27 protein-coding genes are annotated in these 20,747 nt (G+C 71.8%); 4 read left to right on the forward strand and 23 right to left on the reverse strand.

Annotation, left to right across the window (positions count from 1 at the left end):
* Positions 1-6 precede the first annotated feature (6 nt).
* Positions 7-249, forward strand: a complete 243-nt coding sequence (locus Y590_RS06245; protein WP_286161864.1) for a type II toxin-antitoxin system VapB family antitoxin — start codon at positions 7-9, stop codon at positions 247-249.
* Positions 225-623: a type II toxin-antitoxin system VapC family toxin gene (locus tag Y590_RS06250; RefSeq protein ID WP_060769082.1), complete on the forward strand. Its 399-nt coding sequence runs from the start codon at positions 225-227 to the stop codon at positions 621-623. Before Y590_RS06245 ends, Y590_RS06250 begins: the two co-directional genes overlap by 25 nt.
* Positions 624-627: 4 nt before the next feature.
* Here the strand turns inward: Y590_RS06250 and Y590_RS06255 are convergent, their stop codons facing one another.
* From Y590_RS06255 to Y590_RS06340, 18 genes are all read right to left on the reverse strand, one after another.
* Positions 628-1,305 (reverse strand): response regulator transcription factor, encoded by a 678-nt coding sequence (locus tag Y590_RS06255; protein ID WP_026105562.1) that lies wholly within the window; start codon positions 1,303-1,305, stop codon positions 628-630.
* A gap of 38 nt (positions 1,306-1,343) precedes the next feature.
* The gene (locus tag Y590_RS06260) at positions 1,344-1,715 is read right to left on the reverse strand and encodes a PepSY domain-containing protein (RefSeq protein ID WP_060769083.1); all 372 of its coding nucleotides are present in this window, start codon (positions 1,713-1,715) and stop codon (positions 1,344-1,346) included.
* Positions 1,716-1,904: 189 nt separating this feature from the next.
* The gene (locus Y590_RS06265) at positions 1,905-2,156 is read right to left on the reverse strand and encodes a hypothetical protein (RefSeq protein ID WP_060769084.1); all 252 of its coding nucleotides are present in this window, start codon (positions 2,154-2,156) and stop codon (positions 1,905-1,907) included.
* 21 nt (positions 2,157-2,177) lie between these two features.
* Positions 2,178-2,531 carry a hypothetical protein gene (locus Y590_RS06270; RefSeq protein WP_060769085.1) on the reverse strand — a complete coding sequence of 118 codons (354 nt, stop codon included), beginning with the start codon at positions 2,529-2,531 and terminating at the stop codon, positions 2,178-2,180.
* 49 nt (positions 2,532-2,580) lie between these two features.
* Complete coding sequence (locus tag Y590_RS06275) at positions 2,581-3,171, reverse strand: hypothetical protein (RefSeq protein ID WP_060769086.1); 591 nt, start codon at positions 3,169-3,171, stop codon at positions 2,581-2,583.
* 36 nt (positions 3,172-3,207) lie between these two features.
* Complete coding sequence (locus Y590_RS06280; RefSeq protein WP_060769087.1) at positions 3,208-3,771, reverse strand: lysozyme; 564 nt, start codon at positions 3,769-3,771, stop codon at positions 3,208-3,210.
* Positions 3,772-3,891: 120 nt separating this feature from the next.
* Positions 3,892-4,974 (reverse strand): DUF2793 domain-containing protein, encoded by a 1,083-nt coding sequence (locus Y590_RS06285; RefSeq protein WP_060769088.1) that lies wholly within the window; start codon positions 4,972-4,974, stop codon positions 3,892-3,894.
* 24 nt (positions 4,975-4,998) lie between these two features.
* A complete protein-coding gene (locus Y590_RS06290; protein WP_060769089.1) occupies positions 4,999-8,901 on the reverse strand; it encodes a baseplate multidomain protein megatron in 3,903 nt (1,300 codons plus the stop codon).
* Between the two features lie 26 nt (positions 8,902-8,927).
* Positions 8,928-9,392, reverse strand: coding sequence for an NlpC/P60 family protein (locus tag Y590_RS06295; protein ID WP_060769090.1), 465 nt, complete (start codon positions 9,390-9,392; stop codon positions 8,928-8,930).
* A 7-nt stretch (positions 9,393-9,399) separates the two neighbouring features.
* A complete protein-coding gene (locus tag Y590_RS06300; RefSeq protein WP_060769091.1) occupies positions 9,400-10,293 on the reverse strand; it encodes a phage/gene transfer agent baseplate hub protein in 894 nt (297 codons plus the stop codon).
* 10 nt (positions 10,294-10,303) lie between these two features.
* Entirely contained in the window at positions 10,304-10,945 is a 642-nt protein-coding gene (locus Y590_RS06305) for a DUF2460 domain-containing protein (RefSeq protein WP_060769092.1), read from the reverse strand.
* Positions 10,946-11,198: 253 nt separating this feature from the next.
* A complete protein-coding gene (locus tag Y590_RS06310; protein WP_060769093.1) occupies positions 11,199-11,825 on the reverse strand; it encodes a phage tail tape measure protein in 627 nt (208 codons plus the stop codon).
* On the reverse strand, positions 11,825-12,055 hold the full coding sequence (locus tag Y590_RS06315; RefSeq protein ID WP_060769094.1) for a phage tail assembly chaperone: 231 nt from the start codon (positions 12,053-12,055) through the stop codon (positions 11,825-11,827). The genes Y590_RS06310 and Y590_RS06315 overlap by 1 nt, the downstream gene beginning before the upstream one ends.
* Positions 12,052-12,378: a gene transfer agent family protein gene (locus Y590_RS06320; RefSeq protein WP_060769095.1), complete on the reverse strand. Its 327-nt coding sequence runs from the start codon at positions 12,376-12,378 to the stop codon at positions 12,052-12,054. The genes Y590_RS06315 and Y590_RS06320 overlap by 4 nt, the downstream gene beginning before the upstream one ends.
* A gap of 2 nt (positions 12,379-12,380) precedes the next feature.
* Positions 12,381-12,791, reverse strand: coding sequence for a phage major tail protein, TP901-1 family (locus Y590_RS06325; protein ID WP_060769096.1), 411 nt, complete (start codon positions 12,789-12,791; stop codon positions 12,381-12,383).
* A gap of 28 nt (positions 12,792-12,819) precedes the next feature.
* The gene (locus Y590_RS06330) at positions 12,820-13,239 is read right to left on the reverse strand and encodes a DUF3168 domain-containing protein (protein ID WP_060769097.1); all 420 of its coding nucleotides are present in this window, start codon (positions 13,237-13,239) and stop codon (positions 12,820-12,822) included.
* Positions 13,236-13,577 (reverse strand): head-tail adaptor protein, encoded by a 342-nt coding sequence (locus tag Y590_RS06335; RefSeq protein WP_060769098.1) that lies wholly within the window; start codon positions 13,575-13,577, stop codon positions 13,236-13,238. The genes Y590_RS06330 and Y590_RS06335 overlap by 4 nt, the downstream gene beginning before the upstream one ends.
* A 22-nt stretch (positions 13,578-13,599) precedes the next feature.
* A complete protein-coding gene (locus Y590_RS06340; protein WP_060769099.1) occupies positions 13,600-14,175 on the reverse strand; it encodes a head-tail connector protein in 576 nt (191 codons plus the stop codon).
* A gap of 33 nt (positions 14,176-14,208) precedes the next feature.
* Here Y590_RS06340 and Y590_RS06345 point away from each other — a divergent pair, with 33 nt between their 5' ends.
* Entirely contained in the window at positions 14,209-14,964 is a 756-nt protein-coding gene (locus Y590_RS06345; RefSeq protein WP_060769100.1) for a S1 family peptidase, read from the forward strand.
* 147 nt (positions 14,965-15,111) lie between these two features.
* Positions 15,112-15,960, forward strand: coding sequence for a S1 family peptidase (locus Y590_RS06350; RefSeq protein ID WP_060769101.1), 849 nt, complete (start codon positions 15,112-15,114; stop codon positions 15,958-15,960).
* Between the two features lie 6 nt (positions 15,961-15,966).
* On the opposite strand, the gene Y590_RS06355 is transcribed toward Y590_RS06350, so the two are convergent.
* Genes Y590_RS06355 through Y590_RS06375 form a run of 5 tightly spaced genes read right to left on the reverse strand, consistent with a single transcriptional unit; the run spans position 15,967 to position 20,671 of the window.
* Positions 15,967-17,235, reverse strand: a complete 1,269-nt coding sequence (locus tag Y590_RS06355) for a phage major capsid protein (RefSeq protein ID WP_060769102.1) — start codon at positions 17,233-17,235, stop codon at positions 15,967-15,969.
* Between the two features lie 31 nt (positions 17,236-17,266).
* Positions 17,267-17,737, reverse strand: coding sequence for an HK97 family phage prohead protease (locus Y590_RS06360; protein ID WP_060769103.1), 471 nt, complete (start codon positions 17,735-17,737; stop codon positions 17,267-17,269).
* A gap of 57 nt (positions 17,738-17,794) precedes the next feature.
* Entirely contained in the window at positions 17,795-18,967 is a 1,173-nt protein-coding gene (locus tag Y590_RS06365) for a phage portal protein (RefSeq protein ID WP_060769104.1), read from the reverse strand.
* 47 nt (positions 18,968-19,014) lie between these two features.
* Positions 19,015-20,280: a DNA-packaging protein gene (locus tag Y590_RS06370; protein WP_060769105.1), complete on the reverse strand. Its 1,266-nt coding sequence runs from the start codon at positions 20,278-20,280 to the stop codon at positions 19,015-19,017.
* Positions 20,243-20,671 carry a hypothetical protein gene (locus tag Y590_RS06375; protein WP_060769106.1) on the reverse strand — a complete coding sequence of 143 codons (429 nt, stop codon included), beginning with the start codon at positions 20,669-20,671 and terminating at the stop codon, positions 20,243-20,245. Before Y590_RS06375 ends, Y590_RS06370 begins: the two co-directional genes overlap by 38 nt.
* Positions 20,672-20,747 lie beyond the last annotated feature (76 nt).

Raw genomic sequence — 20,747 nt, forward strand, 5'->3', positions numbered from 1 at the left:
TCCGCGATGCGGAAGACGGACCGCCTCGTCCGCCTCCTGGCCGAGCGGAAGGGTGTTCCGCTCACGGAAGCCGTCAAGGTCGCCGTCCGCAACGAACTGGAGCGGGAGGAGCGCCGACCCGGCCTGTGGGCGCGGCTGAAACCTCTGCACGAGCGCGTGGCCGCGCGGCCCTCCACGGGCCTCGAGGCCAACAAGGCCGTCTTCGACGGGCTGAACGACGAGGGATGTTCGTCGATGCCTCCGCCCTGATCGCGATCATCACGGAAGAGCCGGAGGGACAAGCTCTCGCCGAACGTCTCGAAGCGGCGGAGGTGCCGATCACCTCGCCCGTTGCCGTCTACGAGGCGGCCCTCGGCATTGCCTGCAAGAAGCAGGATGGGCTCGAGGCGGCCCGAGCGGATGTTGCAATGCTGCCCGATCTCGCCCGGATCGGCCTCGTCCCGATCACCCCGGAGGATGCGGGCCGGGCGCTGGATGCCTTCGAACGCTACGGGCAGGAAACGGGGCATCCGGCCCGCCTCAACACGGGCGACTGCTTCGCTTACGCGGTCGCGCAGAATCACGGCGTGCCGCTCCTCTACAAGGGTGAGGACTTCGCGCGCACCGATCTTGGGAGCCAATGAGGTCTCACCCCCGCCCCGGCGGCTGGTTCGGATCGATCAGATAGCCCAGTCCCCGCACCGTCTGGATCAGGTCCACGGCGAGCTTTTTGCGCAGACGCCCGACGAACACCTCGATGGTGTTGGAGTCGCGGTCGAAATCCTGGTCGTAGAGATGCTCCGTCAGTTCCGCGCGGGAGACGACGCGGCCGGTATGGTGCATCAGGTAGGAGAGCAGCCGGTATTCGTGGCTCGTCAGCTTGATCGGGGCGCCGTCCACGAAGACGCGACCGGAGCGGGTGTCGAGGGTGACGGGGCCGCAGGCGATCTGACTCGACGCGTGACCCGCCGCGCGGCGAAGGATCGCGCGCACGCGGGCCATCAGCTCCTCCATGTGGAAGGGCTTGGTGACGTAGTCGTCGGCGCCCGCGTCGAAGCCGTCCACCTTGTCGGACCAGCGGTCGCGGGCGGTCAGGATGATGACGGGGGTCTTCACCCCGGCCCGGCGCCAGTTCTGGAGCACGGTGACGCCGTCGGCCTTGGGCAAGCCCATGTCGAGAATGATGGCGTCGTAGGGCTCGTTCTCGCCGAGATAGCCGCCCTCCTCGCCATCGAAAGCCTTGTCGGCGACGTAGCCGGCCTCTTCCAACGCGGCGACGACTTGCCGGTTGATGTCACGGTCATCCTCGACCACGAGCAGGCGCACGGTCGGTTACTCCTCATCCCGGCGGCACACCGCCACGGTTACCAATGCCCGCTCACCTGTCCCGATTGAGCATCGACCATGACGTGCATGAAATGCCCATCACGACGCAAGGCCGTCAGCAGGTAGACGAGCCCCGCTTCGTGCCGGCACAGGCTGGCGCGCTGGATCTCGGCCCGCGGAACGGTCTGGCGCGCCGCGCGGATCGCGGCGATGGGCGGCACGACACGCTTTTCGGCCACCGCCTCGCGAAGATCGGCCGGCGACAGGCAATCGTCGCCGCGATTCAGCGGCTCCCGCTGCGCCGGGACGGGCGCGAGCGCACCGGTTTCCTCGGCGAGTGGGCCGACCGCCCCCGCCGCGAGGACCGCGGCGGTCGAGACGACGATCAACAGGGCGAAAGCTTGGCGCATCGAGGGTGACTGTCGCGCGAGCGCACTGAATGCGCCCTGAATGTTTGCGAGCGCGGGCGCACTCGGTGGGGAAGCGGCCGTAGAAGATGTCTTGCGGTCGAGGGCCATGTCCGGGTCGGTGATGTTGCCGAGGACAAGGCGGGATCGCCGTCGCGGTTCCGTGGGCATGACTGCGCAGGGCCACCCGCCTCACGCCGCCCCCTCTCCGCCAGCGTGCCGGCGGCGCTCACCGCACACCCGCAGGGTCAGGCTCGCCAGATCCCCGCTGTCGATGGCGTCGAGGGCGGCCCGGCGCAGCGTGATCAGGGAGCGTTCGAAGCCGTGGCGCGCCGCCTCCAGGCGGCCGGCGGCGGCACGGGACCGGCTTCGACGGGAGGCCTGCGACCCGCCTTCATCCGGGCCGGCGGCGGAAGCATGGGCGGAGAAGGTATGGGCAGGCATGGAAGACGTCCTGTGATCGGGTCAGAGATTCGGCCGGTGCTGCAACTCGCCGATGCGCCGCAGGAGGTCCTCGAACCGCTCCCGCGCGCGCTCGTCGCTGCGCGCTACGGCTCGAGCCGTCTCGCCCGTGAGCCGGACCAGATCCTCCAGCACGCGGGTGCGGCTCTCCAGGGCGGCGGCCACCGCCGCGTTGGTCTGGGAGGCGCGCTCCAGCGCCGCGGCGGTGGCGCCCGTCTCGGTGATGCGCGCTTCCAGCACGCGCAGGCCGTCCCGGTAGAGGTGGAGGCAGGCCAGCCCCAGCAGCACCGCGACGATCCAGCCGGCGCCCCCGTCGGCGAAGAGGAGGCGCGCGGCTTCCGCTGCGATCTTGTCCATTGTACCGCCTCCCGGATGGTCGGCTCCGGTCTTGCGCGATACCGGACGATCAGACGGCCTTGCGGGTCCCTCGCGCGGGCCCTTGCCCCAGGGCGCGGTCCAGAGCGGGTTCGAGGGTGTTGCCGGCGGTCGCCGCCGCCTCCAGGGGCAGAGACCGGAACACCTTCTCCGCGACCCCCTCGCCGCCGCCCGCCGCCCGGATCAGCCAGGCCGGCGCCTGATCGAGCGCGCGCTGCACGGCCCGCGCGATCACCGCCGAGCCGACGGAGACGGTCAGCCTGCGCCCTTGGACGGCGCCGGCCACGGCGTTCAGGGCGTAGTCGGTGGCGTTGCGCACGAGGCGCTCGACCAGCGCGTCGGTGACGAGGAGCCGTAGGGGACCGCCGAACCGCGCGAGCGCTGCTGCGAACGCGGCGACGAGCACCGGCATCAGCAGGGCGGACAATCCCTGGACGAGCGCCACGACGGCGTCGCCCCACGGCAGGACCAGCGCGGCGGCGTCGATACCGGGGAGCGGCGTTGCGTGCGCTGGCGCGCAGCAACAGCCGAGCAGGAGGAGGGGCGGCAGGACGGGTCTGATGAGGAAGACCCTGGCCATGGTTCGGGCAAAGCTGCGAGCGAAGACCACGGTGGACGTCATGGCAGCGATCCTTTCGGGGTGCGGGAGGGGAAGCGCTCAGCGGCCGGCGCGCAGCCAGTCCCGCAGGCGCGCGCGCCAGCCGGGCCGAGCGCTGGACGGCGAGGACGGGCGTTCGACGGGGGCGGAGACGGGCTGCGCATCGCCGCGCCGGGCGCGCGGCAGGGCGGTTTCGTAGGGCGTCCGGAACTGGTCGAATTCGCCCTGCCGGCGGGGGATGATCGCGGCCGGGCGGTTCCACATCAGGATCGCTTCGCCCGCGCCCGCCCGGTCGCCGGCCCGCAGGCGCCGCAGCACCGTGGAGCGCCGGAACGCCGCCGGGCCGATGTTGAAGCAGAGCGAGACCAGCGCGTCGAAGGCGTGCTGCGGCAGCGGCTCGGGGATCGTCTCGGCGACGGTGCGGACGAAGGCCGCGACATCGCGGGCGAAGATCGCGTCCGCCTCCCCGGCATCGATGCGCAGGCCCGCCCGCGGCACGGGCGGCCCGGCGGCGGCGGTGTGGCCGATGCCGATGGTCCAGACCCCCACGCTGTCGCGGTAGGCCTCTAGCCGCCGCCCCTCCCGGGCGATCAGCACGGCGCGGCCGACGGCACTGAGGTCCATCGTCAATCTCCGGTCTTGATGGCATGGGTCGGGAGGCAGGCTCGGCGGCCGGCGCCTCTATGTCATTGTTTTCCCGCGCACTCTTTCGACGCGCCGATCACCGCTTCGTCGGAATGCGCTCTAATCCAGGCCCTCGAACAGCAGCGAGAACAGGATGTTGGTCGTGGGCTTCGCCCCGCTGCTCGACACGATCTTGAGGCACCAGCGGTCCGCCGCCTCGAAGACGACGCTGTTGACGAGGTCGGCCGCTTGGTTGGAACCGGCCCCGGCGATCGTGCAGGTCAGGGCCGTGCCGGTGAACAGGTTCTGGAGCGTGACGGTCCAGCTTGCTCCCGCGCCCGGTGCGTCCTGCGTCACGACCCGCAAATCGCGGAACCGCCCTCGCCGGCCGGCCGCGGCATAGACCTCGCTCTGGTGGCTGCCGACGAGGGCGTTGGTGAAGTACCGCGTCGCCCCGGCCGGAAAGGCGCCCGGCCCGCTGTTGCCGGCGATCACCTGCGCCGTCAGCACCGGGACGTCCGCGACGGTGATCCGACCGGGAAAGGCGACCCGCCCTGTCGCGCGCGCGATCCGCAGCGCCTCGAACCAGTCGCCGCCATTCGGGGAGACCTTCACGCGAAAGTCGTCGTCACCGGTGAGGCCGATCTCGGCGCGGGCAGAGAACCCGGTCTGCATCAGCAGCGAGAGAGTGTTGCCGGCCGCCTGCTTGTTCAGGGTGTAGCGCAGATCGCCGCTGCCACCCTCGGCGACGGTCAGCGCGGTCCAGAGCGCCTTGTTGAGCTTGGCCGCGAAGGGATTGTCCGCATCCGCCCCGGTGCCGAGCCCGAGGCGGGTCAGATTGTTCAGGGCAGCGATGGTCGCGCGGAACGGCATCCAGGCCGAGCCGGTGAAGGTGTAGAGTTCGGACTCGTCCGCGACATAGGCCGTCCAGCCCGCAAGCGGCTTGAGGGATAGCCACGCACCGTCTTGGAAGCGGGCGATACGCCCGGCCCAGCCGGTCCAGGCTCCGCTCGGGTTGCCGGAGACGATCAGGTAGCGGTCGCCCTCGGCGGGGCTCGCAGGCGGGGCAGCCCGGTCCTTGTCGAGGACGGCGAGCTGCACCAGCGCGTCGAGCAGTGCCAGTGCCTCGTTGTGGGTGACATGCTTCTGCGCTTGCCCTCCCGCGATCAGCGGCAGGGCAAGGCTCGGGGTCGTGTCGGCCATGGGCCACTCCGGAGGTGTCAGATGTCAGATGGTCCGCAGGCTCACCCGCGCCCGGCGGGCGGGGCCGGAGCCGGCAATCGGGCCGATCGGCACCAATGCGGCGTCGATCTCGGTGCGGCGCGCGCCGAAATCGGCGATCTCGTCGGCGCTGGCGTAGAGCGCGCTCGTCGTATCGGTGCTCAGGCTGCGCAGAATCCGCCCGTCCTCGGCGAGGATGTCGAGGCGGTAGGCGTCCTCGCCCGGCGGCACATCGGCCGGCTCCCAGGCGTCGGCATCGCGCCGCGCCCGCCGGGTCCAATGGAAGCGGATGCCGCTGGCCTCGCGCCGAGCGCGCAGGTGAACCGGGCGCAAGGGGAGGAAAGCGGTGAGGTCGGCCGTCGCCGCGAAGCTGACGAAAGCGGGATCGGCCGGATCGCGCTCCGCCGGACCGACCCGGTAGAGGAAGCGGCGGCCGGCCTCGTCGAGCCGATCGACGAGGGGCCGGACGGCGCCGTCGTCGAGGCGCACGATCAGGCTCCCCGCGCCCGCCGAACGGCCTGCCGCGGCCTCGCTGCCGGCCAACCCCCGCAGCAGGCCCGAGAGCCGCCAGGTGCCGGACCCGATCAGTTCGGCTCTCGCCGCGGACAGGATCTCGACCGCCCCATCCGCGCCGATCACCGCGAACAGGTTGCCGCCGGCCAGGGCGGCAGCCTCGCCGATCGCGCTCAACCCATCCGCGTGGCGCAGGGTGACGTCGAGACGGGCGTTGCGGTCGAAGCGCCAGAGCGGGCCGGGCGGCAGCGGGGTCAGCGTGCGGCCGAGGCAGGCCGGATGCTCGAGGGTGCGGTGGAGCGCGAACGGCGCGCCCTCCCCGGACGAGCGCCAGACCGCGACGGCGCCGGGCCAGGGATCGGCCGAGACCGCGAGATAGGCGAGCGGCACCGGATCGCCGCGTTCCACCGGGAGGACCAGCGGCAAAGCGAAGACCGGCCCCGGCACCGCCGGCGGCCTCCGGCCCGTTCGCGGAACCGGCACGGCGGGCCCGGAATCGGGCCGGGCAAGCGGCACGGCCCGGGTCTCGATCCGACGACCCGTGGGCGCGTCGTCGATCCGCACGATCCGGTAAAGCGTCCCGCCCTTCCCGTCCGGGAGCGCCACCACATCGCCGGGCTCCAGATCGATCCGGCGCGGGCTCACCCCGAAGGCAGCCGTGTCCCGGCCGGCGAGCGCCGCGTCGAGGACGGTTTCCGCCAGCGCCTGCACGGCGTCGCGCCGGGTGACGATGGCCGCGTCAACGCGCACCTCCTGCCGCCGCGCGCCGGCCGGGCGCGCGGCGGATGCGGTCGCGCGGCGGTAATCCGGGCTCTCGCCGTCGGAAAAGCCGATCGCGACGGAGCGCGGCAACTCGCTTTCCTGCGCCCGCATCCGGCGCAGGGGCGCCGCCTCGCCCTCGCCGAGAACGAGGTCGCCCGCGTCCAGCATGGCGGGTGCGCTCGTGCGCCCGTCGCGAATCCGCAGGGTCCCCCCGGAGACCGAGACGTCGAAGTTGAACAGCCGGGCGAGCGGCTCCAGCGCCTCGCGGGCGGAGAGCGGCCGGTCGAGTACGGCCCCATCGAGGAAGCCGGCGGCATGGATGTCGAGGGGCGCGTCGATGCCGAGATCGGCCAGGATCGCCGCGATCAGCCGGTCGAGTTCCAGCCCCTCGATCCGGCCGGTGATCCAGTGGCCGAGCGCCCAGTTGGCGGCGTCCGACCACAGGCTGGTGAAATCGGGGAAGGCCGGAAACGGCCGGGCATCCCAGGCCCAGACGTAGATGTCGTCGGCCGGGATCATCCGGCCGCCATAGACGGGCGAGACCGGATTATGAGCCGGCTCGAAACCATCGGCCTCAGGGTCGAAGCGCGAGAGGATCGCGTCGAGGCCGCGGGCCTGGATCAGGTCATCGCGACCACCACGGGAGAAGGGCGGAGCGGCATTCTCGGACGATTTCGGATCGGGGAAGACGTTGGGCCCGTTGGTGCCGCGATCGACCGCCGGGATGCCGATCTCGGTCAGCCAGATCGGCTTGGAGCCCGGCACCCAGGCCGTCGGCCCGGTCTCGACACCACCGCTGCGCTCGCCATGCGGGTTCGACCACCACGCGACGAGATCCTTGGCCCGGTAGATCCACGGCTTACCGTGGGCGCCGTCGGTGATCGGCGTTCGGCGCTGCGCGACGCGATCCTCGGGGCTGGCATAGTACCAGTCGAACGCCTCGCCTGCGCCGAGACGGTTCTTGAGATAGGCGCGGTCGTAGAGGTTCGCGGCCTCCGCGGCGTCGCGATGATCGGGCCCGTCGCGCCAATCCGAGATCGGCGGATAGTAGTCGATGCCGACGGCATCGATGGCCGGATCGGCAAAGAGCGGATCGAGGGGGAAGCGCACGGAGGCGCCGCCGTCGCGGACATGCGCGCCGTACTCGGTCCAGTCGGCGGCATAGACGAGGCGCACATCGCGGCCGAGGCGGGTGCGGACCTCCGTGGCGAGGCGCCGGAGCTGCGCGACCGCCGGATAGGCACCGTCCGATCCGCGCACCCGTGTCAGGCCTACGAACTCGCTGCCGAGGACGAAGCCAACGAGCGGCGCTCCGGCCGCCGCCCAGCCGGCGGCGAGGCCGGCATAGTGCAGAATCATGGCCCGGTAACCTTGCGGCCCTTCGAAGAAGGCCGCGACCTGGTCGGCTGCGCCGCCGGTGCCGTCCGGGCTTCCGGCCCGGTCGGGAGCGGGATCGCAGGTGATGCGCCCGCGCCAAGGGTAAGCCGGCTGCGATTCACCGGGCCGGTACGGGTCCGGCAGGGTGTTGCCTGCCGGCACGTCCATCATCACGAAGGGATAGAGCACCACCGCGAGGCCGCGGCGGGTCAGCTCGGCCACCAGCCGCCCGAGCCCGGCGTCGGACGGCGTACCGCCATAGGCGGCCGTGTCACCGGAGCGGGAAACCGCCGGCGCCGCGGCACGGTTCAGCCCGGCAACGGACCAGGGCTCGCCCGTGGTCGCCTTCGCCGTCGCGTCGACCCGCGGCGTCACGGTGCAGTGCCCGGCGCGCACATCGTCGCCGAACCAGCTCGTCACGATCGAGACGCGCTTCAGCCGGGGGCACAAAGCCTGGAGCGCATCAAGCGAGGCGACGACATCGCTCGCGCCCTGGAACTGAAAACGGTTTGCCGGCTTCGTAGCGCCGAATCCGGCATCCTCGCTGACGGCGAGCGGATCGAGGCCGAACTCGGTCGAGCCCGGTATCAAGCAGACTGCACGGATCTTGCTCGCCAGCCCGGCAACGGGCCGGATCACCTCAAAGGCCAATTGCGGGATGCGGTTGCCGAAGGCGGCGAGCGGCAGATGCTCGAACACGATGTAGGCAAGCCCGCGATAGGCCGGTGCGTTGTCCGCGCCTTCCTTGGCGACGATCAGCGGATCGGGTGCCTGCGTCGCCGAGCCGGTATGGACGCGCCAGTTGAGCGTCGTCAGGTCGAGCTCGCTGCCATCGGCCCAGATCCGACGGACCAGGGCGATCTCGCCCGCGCAGAGTCCAATGGCGAGATCGATGAAATAGCTGTAGGCGGTGCGCACGGTTTTCTGGCCGCCCGCTCCGCCCTTCGAGCCGGAGGAAGACCGCTCCACGGTGGTGTTGGCGATCTCGAGCGGGCGCGTCGCCCAGATCAGGGTGCCCCCGATGCGGGCCCGGCCGTAGACGCGGGGCACCGGCGCGCCCTCGGTGGAGGCGAGGCCGCCGAGTTCGGTCAGCCGCGGCCCGTCCACGAAGCGCGGGCTGGTGCCGGCGCCGAACAGCGCGCCGTCGAGCGCCGCGCCCCCGGCCGCGCCAGCCACGCGCCCGATCATTCCGCCGATGGGACCGCCGAGCGCGCTGCCGAGCGCTTGGCCGGCTGTTTGCAGGACGAGCGTCGTCATAGCGGTGCCTCCGGCGGACGGGTGGTTCAGGGCGGATCGGGAAAGCGGAAGGCGTGAGCGAGGTGGCGCCGCCACCACGGCGTGAGCGCAACCTCGGTCACCGCCGCGCCGTCATGGGCATGGATCATCGCCACCGGGCCAGTCGCGACGGCACAGTGTTTTGCCGGCAAATATGCGCGAAACGCGAAGAGCAGGACGTCGCCGGCCTGGGGCTGATAGGCCGTCAGCGGTCCCATAATCGGAACGAGGTGCCGCCGCGCGGCGGCGACCAGCGGGTCGGCACCGTCGAGGGCCGATTCGGCCCAGGTGGCGGCGTAGGGCGGCGCCTCCTCCGGTTCGGGGCCGACGACGGCCCGCCAGACCCCGCGCAGCAGGCCGAGACAGTCGCAGCCGACGCCCTTCAGCGAGGCTTGGTGCCGGTAGGGCGTTCCAGCCCAACGGCGGGCCTCCGCCACGATCCGCTCAGGCAGCGGCAACGCGTCATCATCCATGACGGCCTCATCGGAACAGGCTGGAGCCGTCGAGGCGTGCTCCGGCCTCAGGGCCAGAGCGCAAAACGAAGTCATTGCCGGGCATGTGCGGAAAACCTTGGAAGTTGAGGGTGTTGGCGAACCTGCCGCGGCAGGCGGCGAGGCTCTTGTCGCAGCCGGCGACGAGCGTGAAGGTATCGCCGGTCGCGGCGGGACGCGGCGGCGGATCCCACAGGTCGAGGAGCGTCGCCTCCCCGTCGCGGCGATGGCCGCGCAGATCCGCGGCGTGTCCGGCATTGGCGCCCGAATCCCAGGTCAGGCGACCGCCGGAGAACCAACCCACGGCGAAGCTCCCCGCCAGCGCGACGCTGAGCCGGCCGGGCTCGGACGCGGCCCGTACGGTGCCGGTCGCGTGGAAGCGCGGGTCGGCGAGATCGACGCGGCAACGGACATCGCCGAGTTCCGCGTCGCAGGCGGCGCGGAAGCTGCGCCCAACCGTGACGTCGAGGCGGTGCATCAGCCCGCGCAGTTCGGCGACGAAGGCGCCCCCCTCCCGGCGGATCTCGCCCAGGCTCGCCACGTCGAGGAGCAGACGCGCCTCGGGCTCGGCCCAATCGACCAGCCAGGTCTCGACCCCGGCCCCGTCATAGCGCCCCGCCGCGACGTCGTCCTCCGTGATCCCGGCCGAGGTCAGCGCCCCGGCCACCTCGCCGCCGCCGACGGCGAAGCCGAGCTCCGCGCTCACCTCGGCCGCCTCCAGCCCGCTGCGGGCGGCGTAGGTCACGCCACTGAGGACGAGATCGCGGTCGTAGTCGGTGAAGCCGAGGACGAGTCCGTCGCGGCGGCGCAGGGCCCAGCAGCGGCAGAGCGTGGTCGCGCCGCCCTCCATACGGGCGGCGAGACGGGGCGGGACGGCGCGCATCGGCTTCCCCTCAGGGCAGGATCTCGATCAGCGGAATTCGCGGCACCTCACCGGCGGTGAAGGCGGCGAGATCGACGGTGAGTTCGTCGGTGTCGAAGCGGACCGGCACGTCGAACTCGAAGCCGGCCGTGACGGCGGCGCCCGGCGGCGGCACCGTGTCGGCAGCGAAGGTGACCCGGCCCGTGGCCGGATCGACGGAGAGCTTCGGAGCCGCCACCTCGGCACCGTTCACCGCGACGCGCACCGTACCGGCCACCGGCTTGGCGATGGCCCGGCGGTAGGCCTCCGGCCCGCTCCCGTAAGTCTTGGCGAGGGCGAAGATGCGGGTCGTGCCGTCGCCGGTGCCGATCCGCTGGTCGGTCGGCGCGACGGGGCGCGAGGGCGGGCCGGAGCGGTGATCGACCCGGTCGCGGTAGCGGAACCCGTAGAGCCGTCCGCGCCGCTCCTCGAAGAAGCCGAGCACCGCGTGCAGGGCGTCGAGGGTGCGGATGCCGAGCCCGGCATCGTAGCGGCGGCGCGAATCCGCCCAGCGGCTGTTGCGGTGCTCGCGGCCCGACGCCAGCGTGACGATCTCGGTGCGCCGCACCGGGCCGCCGCTGCCGCGCAGGGCGACATCGAGGGGGAAGCGGATCTCGTGAAAGTCGGATGCCATGGCAAAAACTCCGAATTCCGGGCGCGAAGAGCGCCCCGCGGAGCGGCCTCAGCTTTGCGGAGGTGTCGAGAGCGCATTCCGACGAAGTGATCACCGGTTCGTCGAAAGAATGCGTGTCAAAACAAGGGGCTAGAGACGCCGACCTGATGCAATCAGGTCGGATACGGCTCTAGCCAAGCGAAAGCCAAGGCCGCGAAGGCGGCCGCTGGCGCTCGAGGCTGGACAGGAAATGCTGTGATCACGCGCGGCGTGATCACAGCGCGCGTCGGCCGCGTGCCACGGCGCGGGCGAGACGAGCGGCGACCTGGGCCTCGGAGCGGCGGAAACCCTCGATATCCGGCGTGGCGATGTTGACGGTGACCGCGACCGGACGCTCGGCCCCGCCCGCGGCGACGCCGAGGCGGCCGTCGCTGCCGCGCCTGAGCGGAAGGATGGCCTCCGGCCCGGCCTCGCCCATCAGGCCGGTGTCGCCCCCAGGACCAACGAGCGGAAAATAGGTGGGTGCCGCCACGACCCCGCCGGCCGCGAAGGGGCGCACCCGTCCCCCGCCGAGAACGCCACCGAGGCGGAACGGCACGATCCGCCCGTCGGAGACGACGCCCCCCTTGGCGAGCGCCGTCGTGCTGCCGCCCTCGGATGCCGCGCTCAGCAGGCTGTTGACGAGGCTCGTCACGCCCGCTTTCACGGGAGCCAGCGCCGCCTTGACCGCAACGTTGGAAAGCTTGCTCGCCAGCGAGGCCAGCACGCCGTCGAGCTGGCGCCCGGCATTGAGATTGCGGTCGAAGGCCGAGGACAGACTCTGGCCGAAGCGCTGGGCCAGCCGGTCGAGGGTTTCGAGCTGCCTGGTGCGCTCGACCGTGCTGCGGTCGCTGTCGGTCATCATGAGGTCTCCGGATCGGGATGGGCGGCGAGCAGGCGGTCGAGATCGGCCCGGCTCGGTGCGTCGGGTACTCGGTGGGTCAAGCCCGCGGCGGCAGCCAGTTCACGGGGCGTGGCGGCCCAGAGGTCGCGCGGGCGCCAGCGCAGGGTCGCGAGACCGAGCGTCAGCACCGCATCCCACGGGAAGGCGGAGACGGGTGTCTCCGGCGCGTGGCTTCCCGCGGGGCTCAAGGGCCCGTGGGCGGAGCCTCGCCGAAGGCCGCGACCAGAGCCTCCCCGAGCGCCGAAGTCACGGTTGCCAATCCGCCTGAGAGCGGCAGCCGCGCGACCGCCTCGTCGTCGAGGGTGTGGCCGCCGCCGCGGAGCGCCGCACCGAGCAGCGCGATCACGTCGCGGGCGGCGAGCCGCCCGCCGGCAAAGCGCTCGGCAAGGCCGGCGAGATCGCCCGCGCCGAGCGCGTCTTCCAGTTCGGCGAGTGCGCCGAGGGTGAGGCAGAGCGTGTAGCGCTCTTGTCCCAAGGTGAGCGGCACCTCGCCGCGTCGGCGGTTGGCCATCGTCATGCTCCCGCAAAGCTCAAGGGGCCGGCGGAATCGAGGGCCATGTCGAAGGTGACCTCGCCCGCATGCTCGCCGCGATACTCAAGGCTCGTGATCTGGAAGAGGCCCTCGATCGTGCCGAAATCCGGCACCACGATCTGGAACAGGCCGATCACGCCGTCGAAGAACATCTGGCGCAGGCGTGCGTCGGAGGCCTCGTCGCGGAACACGCCCGAGCCGGCGACCGCGGCACGGCGCACGCCCGCCCCCGCCAGCAGCTCGCGCCAGCGCCCCGTGGAATCGGCGTTGGTGACGTCCACCGTCTCGGCGTTGAAGGCGAGTTGGCGGGCGCGCAGACCCGCCACCGCGACGAAGCTGCCGGCCCCGTTGCTCACCCGGACCAGCAGGTCCCTGCCCCTCTGTGCGCTCATGTCCGCGACTCCGGCATTCCTGGAAAGATCAGGCGGCGACCTCGGTCACCGCCTCGAAAGAGAGGGTCGCGCGCGCCTCACCGGTGCGCTCGTCGCGCAGGCCGGCGAGACTCTTGAGGCGCAGGAGGACGAGGGCGTGGCCGCTCAAGGCGAGGCCGGCCTCGTCGAGGCGGGCGGCGATACGCTCGGCCACCTCCAGGGCCGAGCGGGCCGAGCCCGGCTTGGCGAAGACCGTCAGCGCGAAGGCGTGGCGGTGGCGCTGCGCACCATCGACGGAGTCGTCGCTCACCTCGCTCGGTCCGAACAGCGCGTAGACCGGAGCGGCGCCCCGCGGCGGCTCGTCGTAGAGCCGCAGGCGGCCGCCCATCAGCACGGCGAGCGGCGTATCCGCGGCAAGGTGAGCGAGAAGGCCGGCGCGCAGGGCCAGCAGCGGGCTCGATCGCATCACGGGGAAGCCTCCTCGATCACCTCTTCCACCTCGCAGACGAGGTCGCGGCGGCGCCCGTCGGGGTCGTCGGCCGCGCGGATCGCGAAGCGGCGGGGGCCGTCGGCGAAGCGCATGGCCGGGGTGACGCCGGGGCGGTAGCGCAGGCCGACGCGGTAGAGGCCGGGCCGGTCAGCGCGCCCGCCACGGGGCGGAGCGGCGCTGCCGAGCGATTCCAGCGAGCCCCACAGCACGGGTCCGGCGACGTAGCGGCGGAGCCGGCCGCCGAACCCGTCGGGCTCGTCCACCGGCAGTTCGAGCACGAGGCGCCGCCGCCGCGCGCCGAGCAGCCTGTGTGTCATGGTCGGTCTCCGTGGATCAGAATCAGAGCCGCATCCGGCGGCACGCGGCGGCGAGCCCCGCCGCCTCGGGCGGCAGCGGACGGGGCGCGCGCTCGCCGCCCGCATCGCCGCGGTTCTCGAACCAGTCGGTGATCGTCAGACGCAGGGCCTGAACCAGCGGCTCGGGGACCGGCGGACCCTCGCCGCCGCAGCCGGCGCCGACCTCGACCAGAGCCGAGGCCGTGCCGAGCGGCGGCAGGTCCGGCCCGAACAGGAGGCAGGGCGCCTCCCACGGATCGGGGCCGACCCGGATCGGGCCCGGCTCGATTTCGGTGAGGGCGCCGCGCCCATCGATCAGCCCGGCGCGAAGCACGGCGACGAGCGGACTCAGCGGCAGCGGCATCAGCCCGAGCCGGGGCCAGGCCGCCAGCACCACCCGGAAGCGGGCGGGCCGCAGCAGGCGGCGCGCGGTCGCTTCGACCGCCGCCCGCGCCGCCGGGATCAGGCGGGCGATCAAGGCGTCCTCGATGGTCTCGTCGGAGGACAGCCGGAGATAGCCGCGCATCTCGGCCACGCTCACCGGCTCGACGCCGGTCTCCTCGACGCGTATCGGGGTCATGCCAGCCTCTCGTGAAAGCGTTCTTCGCAAAAGATGCGCGCGCCGAACCCATCTCTTCCGCGCACGGCGCGTCTTGCCCTCGGAGCGGCCGCCCTCCCGCTCCTGCTCGCGACCACGCCGGCGACCGCCATCGTCGGCGGCCGAGAGGGCGCGGCGGTGCCGGGCGCGGCCTCGGCGGTGATGGTGCTGACCTCCGGCGGCGGGGTCTGCTCGGGAATCGTCGTCGCGCCGGACGCGGTGCTCACCGCCGGCCATTGCGTGGCGGGCGTGGGCGAGAACCGCGTCCATTACCGCGACGAAACAGGCCGCCCGGTGCTGGCCGAGACGGCCGCCCGCCTCCTGCATCCGGCCTACGATGGCGATGCCATCCGCGGGCGCACCCGCTCCATCGACCTTGCGCTGCTGCGCACCCGCGAGCCCTTGCCCGCCCGGTTCGTGCCGGCCGCATTGAGCGCCGCGATGCCGCGGGCCGGCCAGAGCCTGACGCTGGCCGGCTACGGCGCCGCGCGGGGCGGCGACCGGCGCTCGATCGGCCGCTATCGCGGCGCAACGCTCGCCGTCGTCGAGCCCTACGGCGCGAGCCGCATCCTGGTTTGGCTGAAGGCACCGGGAGCGGGCGGCTGCCAGGGCGATTCCGGCGGCCCGGTCCTCGAGGGCGCGGCGGTGGTCGCGGTCGCCGCATGGGTGAAGGATGCCTGCGGCGGCCTGACCCAAGGCATCCTGCTCGGGCCGCAACGGGACTGGATCGACCGGACGCTGTCCGGCTGGGGCGCCTCCGCCCGCTGGTGACGTCCTTGACCGATCGTGATCCGCGCGCCGCGGCCCATGAGGAACCGGACCTTGGCCGCCGAATTGCCTTCGGATACGCTTCAACCGGTCCGGGACTCGTTCATGGAATCCGGCGCACCGCGCCAGGACCCTGGGAGAACAAAAAAGATGGTTGCGAGCCCACTTCGCGCGTGCGTGCTTGGTGCCTTGCTGGGTCTCGTCCCCCTCTCGGCGCAAGCCGTGGTCGAGGGCCGCACCTCCCGTGATCCCGGCGGGCTTCGCGCCTCGGTGGTGCGCATCGAGAGCACGCAGGGCGAGATCTGCTCGGGCACCCTGATCGCGCAGGACATCGTGCTGACGGCAGCCCACTGCGTGATGCACAAGGCCGGCTACAACGTCGTCGTGGTCGATCCGAATTTCCGCCAGCGCCGCCTGCGGGCGGTCGCGGTTTCGATGCATCCCGAATTCGTCCCCGGCACGACGCCGGAGGAGCAGCCCGGCATCGACCTTGCCCTGATCAAGCTGGAGCAGCCGGTCGGTGCCGGCTTCCGACCGCTCGATCCCCGCGGCGGTTCGATCACCACGGGCGACAATGTCGACATCGCCGGCTTCGGCGTGCTCGCCGAGAACCGCCGCAACACCGCGCGGACGCTGCGCACGGCACATCTCGTGTCGATCGGCTCGTTGCAGGTCGCCAACCGCGTCACGGTCGTGACCGACTCCCGGCGCATGGCCGAAACCGCCGGCGCGGGCGCGTGCCTGGGTGATTCCGGCGGCCCGATCCTGCGCGGCGGCCAGATGGTCGGCGTGGTGAGCTGGTCGAGCGGCGCCATGCGTCAGGACCGGCGCGCCCGCACCGCCTGCGGCGGCTTCACCGCCGTCACCCCCACAGGCGAGCACGCGAGCTGGATTTCCTCGCGCACCGCCGAGATGGAGGCGATGACCGCCGACATGGCGGCCGCGCAGGCCGGGCGCACCGAATGGATGGCCCGGCCCGCCCGGCGGCGGATGTACTGAGAACGATCAGGCGGCGAACCGGAGCAGCTTGATCGCACTGAAGTCCTGCACGCCGCCGCCGACGCGCTTGGTGGTGTAGAACAGCACGTAGGGCTTGGCGGAGTAGGGATCGCGCAGGGTCCGCAAGCCCACGCGGTCCACGACGAGGTAGCCGCGCTTGAAGTCGCCGAAGGCGATCGAATGGTTGCCGGCGGCGATGTCGGGCATCGCCTCGGCCTCGATCAGCGGAAAGCCCATCAGCGTCGCGGCCCGGTCAGCGGCGAGCGGCGGCTGCCAGAGGTAGTTGCCGTCCGCGTCCTTGAACTTGCGGATCGCGCTCTGCACCCGCCGGTTCATCACGAAGCTCGCGCCCTGGCGATAGCCGGCGCGGAGCGCGTAGATCAGGTCGAACAGCACGTCGCTCGGGTTGCTTGCGGGGAAGGCGCCGGCCGCCCCCGTCGCGATGAAGCCGAGCTTGCCCGAAGCCCAGTTCGCGTTGGAGACGGTGTCGTAGCTGAGAAAGCCCTTCGGCCGGCCGACGCCGTTGCCGGTGACGAAGGCGACGCTCTCCTGCTCGGCGAAGGCCGTCTCGACCTCCTCGGCGAGCCACGCATCGATGTTGAGGACGGCGTCGTCGAGCAGCGTCTGGGTCGCTGCCGGCATGGCGTAGAGTTCCATCGCCGGAAAGCTCAGCTCCGACAGACTCGGCGCATCGGTCTGCGGCCGGGGCGCGGTCTCGGCGACCCAGCCCGCGGCAGGACCGTTGACCGAGACCGCGCGCTTGTACTGGCCGCCGGAGACAAGCCGCACCGTGGCGATGGCGCGGATCGGCGAGATCTCTGCGAGCCGGCGCAGCACCTCGCGCTCGATCGTCGGCGGCACGAGATAGCCACCATCCGGCCCGGAGCCGGCGGAGAGGGCCTTCTCTTCCAGCCGCTTGAGGCCGGCGCTCTCGCCGGCCCGAACATAAAGGTCGAAGGCCGCCTTGTGCTCGGTGGCGGAGGCGTCACGAACCGGTTCCGCCCCGCCGAGCGGCGGCCGGGCGCGGTCAAGGCTGATCCGGTCGAGGCGGTTCTTCGCCTGATCGAGGGCGGCGTCGATGCGGATGAGCTTCTCCTCCGTCACCACATCCGCGGTGAGCCGGGTCTCGATCTCGGAGAGGCGCACATCATTGGCCTCCTTGAACGCCTCGAAGGCGCGGGCGAACTCGTCGAGCACCGCCTCGGTGCCGAAAGTCGCCGCCTTGTTCTCGGGCAGGCCGATCGGGGCCTTGGTCTCGAAACGCATCTCGGTCATGGCATCCTCGTGGGTGGTGAAAGGCGAAGGCTCAGGCGCGCACCGCGAGCGGCGGGGCCGCGAGGCGCAGGCGCGGCGGGGCGAAGGGGCGGGGTGCTGCGGCGCGGATCACCCGCGCGTCGGGCTGCAGCGGGAAGGTCACCAGCGAGACCTCCCAGAGATCGACGGCGAGCAGCCGACGCCCGCCTCGCTCAGGCGAAGACCGCATGACGCGAAAGCCGATGGAGAGCCCATCGAGGGCACCCTCGCGCATCAGCGCGTCGATCTCGCGGGCGCGCTGAACCGCGAGGTTGAGCCGACCGGCGACGCGCAGGCCCCGGCCATCCTCCTTGAGAGAGAGCCAGGAGCCGATCGGCTCGGCCGGATCGTGCTGCCACAGCATCCGCACCCCGCCCGCGCCCCGCCGGGCGAGGCTCGCGGCAAACGCCCCCGGCGCGACGGTGTCGCGGCCGAGATCGGGAACGCCGAACAGGCTGGCGTAGCCGGTGAAATGGCCATCCATGACAAGACCTGGACAAGAGGAGTGAAGAGCGGGCTCTGCCCGAATCCCGTCGGGGCCTCAGCCTGGAGAGCCGGTGCCTTGCGCCGGACTTTGGGAAGGATAGCCGACGGCCTCGCGCTTCTCCGCGACCGACAGGAAGTCCGCGCCCTGGACCCGCCGCCAGAGCGACTCGCGCTCGGTCGCCAGCGCCTCGACCCCGTCGAGATCCGGCTCCAATCGAGCGGGGCCGAAGGCGGGTTCCAGCCAGCGAGCCAGCGAATCGGCGGTGCGGCGCACCAGCGGGATCACCGTCTGGCGGTAGAAGGCGCGGTTGGCCTCGGCGTAGTTCGCGTGGGTGTTGTCGCCGGGAAGACCGAGCAACAGCGGCGGCACGCCGAAGGCGAGCGCGATCTCGCGGGCGGCTGCCGCCTTCGCCTCGACGAAGTCCATCTCCTTCGGCGAGAGCGAGAGCGGCCGCCAATCGAGCCCGCCGTCGAGGAGGAGTGGCCGACCGGCATTGGCGCTGCCCTGGTAGCTCGTTTCCAGCTCGGCCTTGAGCCGCGTGAACTGCGTGTCGCTCAAGGCGGCGCCGGTCGAGGGCGCGAAGACCAGGGCGCCGGAGGGGCGGGCCGCGTTGTCGAGCAACGCCTTGTTCCAGGCGCCGGCCGCGTTGTGGATGTCGAGCGGCACCGCCGCCGCCTCCATCGGCGAGAGGCCGTAATGGTCATCGAGCGGGTTGAACAGCGTCAGGTGCAGGATCGGCGGCAAGGCGCCCGTCTGCTGATAGCGGAGCCGCCGCCCCCCGACACTGTACTCGTAAGCCGCGGGCCAGCCGTCGGCGCCGGCCACGACCTGCATCCGGTCCGGACGCAGAGAGAAGAGTTCACGGGGTCGACCATCGATCTCGACCGCTTCGATGTAGGCATTGCCGGAGACGAGGAGGTGCCCGTAGATCCCGTCGAGGAAGCGCATCCCGCCTTCGCGCGGATTCGGTCGGGCGAGCAACTCCAGCAACGGATGCGCATCCTCGGCGCCGGCGAGCGTCAGCGGCAGGGAGGCCGCGGCTTCGGCGACGAGCCGGACCGAACGGTGGACGACGGCGTTGCGCTGAAAACCCTCGCGGGCCAAAGCGGTGTAATCGCGCGCGGTCCAGATCGCTCGTCCCTCGCCGTAGAGCGCAAAAGCCGCGCTCACCTTCGCGTCGGGTACGAACCCGGCCGCTTTGGCGAGCCGCGCGATGAATCCAGGCATGGCACGCCTCCCGCTTGCAATGTTTCACGTGAAATTAACCGCGGCTGTCAGAGCCGGCGGATGCGCGGCTCGACTGATGGTCCGAGCATCAGGTGCGTGAGCGCCCAGACCAGCGCATCGAGCCGATCCGGCGAGCCGCCCCCAGGCAGACCGCCGGGACCGAAAGCGCACATCTCGTCCTCCAGCGCCGGTAGCGGACCGACATGGCGGACGCGCCCCTGGGCGTAGAGCAGCGAGACCGGCTCGGCCCGCAGCAGCTTGCCCCGCGTCGCCCGCACCGTCGCCACGGGCACGCTCGGGTCAGCCTCCGCCAACACCCCGACGACCATCTCGCCGCCCTGGTTGACCTCGGCCACCAGCGCGTCGGCCGCCAACCGGTGGTACAAAGCCAATGCGGCGCGCGCCCAGACGGCGGGTGCGGCCTGCTCCAAGGTCGCATCGGCCAGCACGTAGGCGGTTCCGTCGGCCGCGAGCCCGGCCGCGACGATGCCGCAGGCGTCTGCCCCGACGCGGGAGGAGGCCGGCGGATCGACGGCGACAGCGATGCGTTGCAGCGGCGGCGCCTCGGAAACACGCGCCCGCTCGATGGAATCACGGGTCCAAAGTGCGTCCGGCCGGTCCTCGATCAGCTCCCCGTCGAGTTCCTGCCGCCCGAGACGGGTGCCGGCGTAGCGGCCGACCACCTCCTCCAAGAAGCTCGGCGCGAGGTTCTGAGCATTGTCGGCCGTGCGCGAGCGCGTCACCACCGTGCGCGGGTCGGCGAGTAGCCGGCGGATCAGCGGCATCGGACGCGGCGTGGTGGTGACGAGACCGCGCGGATGCGTTCCGAGCCGCAGGCCGAACTGAATCATGTCGTAAGTGGCTTCGGCCTCACGCCACTTGGCGACCTCATCGGACCACACGGCACCGAATTGCGGGCCGCGCAGCGAATCCGGCTCCTCGGCGGAGAAGGCCAGCGCCACCGCGCCGTTGCCGAACACCACCCGCCGCCGCGACGGCTGCCAGACCGGTGGCGCACCGCCGAGACGCGGTAGCGTGAGAAGCCCGGACGGCCCCTCGATCATCACGTCGCGCACATCGGCGAAGGTCTCGCCGACGAGGGCGATCCGCGCCACCGGCTCCGGTGAGAAGACCGGATCGCCGAGGGCGAGGCCGCGCACCCATTCGGCGCCGGTCCGGGTTTTTCCGGAGCCGCGCCCCCCGATCACCGCCCAGGTCGTCCAGTGTCCCGGCGGCGGAAGCTGGTCGTGCCGCGCGAGATGAAGCCAATCGGCCTCAAGCAGGCGCAGGTGGTCCGGCGAGAGACGGGTCAAGAATGCTGTCGTCCGGCTCCGCCGCCGCGAATGCAGCATAGCGGCGCGCGATATCCGTGCGCATCGCCACGAGGTCGGCGGCGCGCAGCGGTGGTCGGCTGGCTGCATCATCCGTCCCTCCCTCGCGCGCCGTCTGGTCGGCCGCCTTCATGTCGTCGAGCATGGTCTTCAGACCGCCGAGATCGCGCAGCACTTTCGCGGAATCCAACCCGGCCGGTGGTGCCTCGGTATCGAGTGCCGCATCGAAGCGTGCGATCTGCCGTTCGATATGGGCGCGCAATTGCGCCCGCAGCTGCCGGGCATCTGGCACGCGCTTGCGGGCTTTCTTGGAACTTGGCTTCGATGGAGCGCCCGGCTCGGCTTCACTGCGTGGCTCGGAGGGGGCCGGCATCGCGGTGTCTCCATCCACACTTCTTGAGCGTGCCCTTTACCTACATGAGGAGCGTCGCGGTGTCAATACATAAATT

Source organism: Methylobacterium sp. AMS5 (assembly GCF_001542815.1).
Lineage (GTDB): Bacteria > Pseudomonadota > Alphaproteobacteria > Rhizobiales > Beijerinckiaceae > Methylobacterium.

Bases quoted from the DNA above. Each gene is read 5' to 3' on its own strand.
- Y590_RS06280 (WP_060769087.1), bottom strand. From the start codon at position 3,771: ATGGACCTCAGTGCCGTCGGCCGCGCCGTGCTGATCGCCCGGGAGGGG.
- Y590_RS06290 (WP_060769089.1), bottom strand. From the start codon at position 8,901: ATGACGACGCTCGTCCTGCAAACAGCCGGCCAAGCGCTCGGCAGCGCG.
- Y590_RS06320 (WP_060769095.1), bottom strand. From the start codon at position 12,378: ATGGCCAACCGCCGACGCGGCGAGGTGCCGCTCACCTTGGGACAAGAG.
- Y590_RS06250 (WP_060769082.1), top strand. From the start codon at position 225: ATGTTCGTCGATGCCTCCGCCCTGATCGCGATCATCACGGAAGAGCCG.
- Y590_RS06345 (WP_060769100.1), top strand. From the start codon at position 14,209: ATGCGCGCGCCGAACCCATCTCTTCCGCGCACGGCGCGTCTTGCCCTC.
- Y590_RS06300 (WP_060769091.1), bottom strand. From the start codon at position 10,293: ATGCGCGCCGTCCCGCCCCGTCTCGCCGCCCGTATGGAGGGCGGCGCG.
- Y590_RS06260 (WP_060769083.1), bottom strand. From the start codon at position 1,715: ATGCGCCAAGCTTTCGCCCTGTTGATCGTCGTCTCGACCGCCGCGGTC.
- Y590_RS06270 (WP_060769085.1), bottom strand. From the start codon at position 2,531: ATGGACAAGATCGCAGCGGAAGCCGCGCGCCTCCTCTTCGCCGACGGG.
- Y590_RS06340 (WP_060769099.1), bottom strand. From the start codon at position 14,175: ATGACCCCGATACGCGTCGAGGAGACCGGCGTCGAGCCGGTGAGCGTG.
- Y590_RS06245 (WP_286161864.1), top strand. From the start codon at position 7: ATGCGGAAGACGGACCGCCTCGTCCGCCTCCTGGCCGAGCGGAAGGGT.
- Y590_RS06285 (WP_060769088.1), bottom strand. From the start codon at position 4,974: ATGGCCGACACGACCCCGAGCCTTGCCCTGCCGCTGATCGCGGGAGGG.
- Y590_RS06350 (WP_060769101.1), top strand. From the start codon at position 15,112: ATGGTTGCGAGCCCACTTCGCGCGTGCGTGCTTGGTGCCTTGCTGGGT.
- Y590_RS06355 (WP_060769102.1), bottom strand. From the start codon at position 17,235: ATGACCGAGATGCGTTTCGAGACCAAGGCCCCGATCGGCCTGCCCGAG.
- Y590_RS06365 (WP_060769104.1), bottom strand. From the start codon at position 18,967: ATGCCTGGATTCATCGCGCGGCTCGCCAAAGCGGCCGGGTTCGTACCC.
- Y590_RS06360 (WP_060769103.1), bottom strand. From the start codon at position 17,737: ATGGATGGCCATTTCACCGGCTACGCCAGCCTGTTCGGCGTTCCCGAT.
- Y590_RS06265 (WP_060769084.1), bottom strand. From the start codon at position 2,156: ATGCCTGCCCATACCTTCTCCGCCCATGCTTCCGCCGCCGGCCCGGAT.
- Y590_RS06375 (WP_060769106.1), bottom strand. From the start codon at position 20,671: ATGCCGGCCCCCTCCGAGCCACGCAGTGAAGCCGAGCCGGGCGCTCCA.
- Y590_RS06325 (WP_060769096.1), bottom strand. From the start codon at position 12,791: ATGAGCGCACAGAGGGGCAGGGACCTGCTGGTCCGGGTGAGCAACGGG.
- Y590_RS06335 (WP_060769098.1), bottom strand. From the start codon at position 13,577: ATGACACACAGGCTGCTCGGCGCGCGGCGGCGGCGCCTCGTGCTCGAA.
- Y590_RS06275 (WP_060769086.1), bottom strand. From the start codon at position 3,171: ATGACGTCCACCGTGGTCTTCGCTCGCAGCTTTGCCCGAACCATGGCC.
- Y590_RS06310 (WP_060769093.1), bottom strand. From the start codon at position 11,825: ATGACCGACAGCGACCGCAGCACGGTCGAGCGCACCAGGCAGCTCGAA.
- Y590_RS06305 (WP_060769092.1), bottom strand. From the start codon at position 10,945: ATGGCATCCGACTTTCACGAGATCCGCTTCCCCCTCGATGTCGCCCTG.
- Y590_RS06295 (WP_060769090.1), bottom strand. From the start codon at position 9,392: ATGGATGATGACGCGTTGCCGCTGCCTGAGCGGATCGTGGCGGAGGCC.